A 364-nucleotide genomic window follows, 5' to 3' on the forward strand; every position below is an offset into this window, starting at 1 on the left:
ATTTTTAATTAAAGTGAGTGATAATCAAAAATAAAATATGGCTACTTAGCTCAGCTGGTTAGAGCACATCACTCATAATGATGGGGTCACAGGTTCAAATCCCGTAGTAGCCACCATTTTAAAGTTTAATAGAAACTTAAAATCTATTATTATTTCAATGTAATGTATTGAAGTGCGGAAGTGGCGGAATTGGTAGACGCGCTGGATTTAGGTTCCAGTATCGCAAGATGTGAGAGTTCAAGTCTCTCTTTCCGCACCATTCTTGATTTGAATTAAAACAATCTGCAACAAAGTTATTTTTAGGGATATCGCTAAACGGTAAAGTAGAAGAGACCTTTTGATCTCGCTATTTCTCCCAGGCTCA

General features: G+C 36.5%; 2 tRNA genes. Both read left to right on the plus strand.

Going from position 1 to position 364, the window contains the following annotated elements:
* The first annotated feature begins 39 nt into the window (after positions 1–39).
* A tRNA-Met gene (locus CJF42_RS10965) sits at positions 40–116 on the plus strand.
* A 58-nt stretch (positions 117–174) separates the two neighbouring features.
* Positions 175–259 (plus strand) — tRNA-Leu (locus CJF42_RS10970).
* Positions 260–364 lie beyond the last annotated feature (105 nt).

Source organism: Pseudoalteromonas sp. NBT06-2, assembly GCF_002276045.1.
Taxonomy (GTDB): domain Bacteria; phylum Pseudomonadota; class Gammaproteobacteria; order Enterobacterales; family Alteromonadaceae; genus Pseudoalteromonas.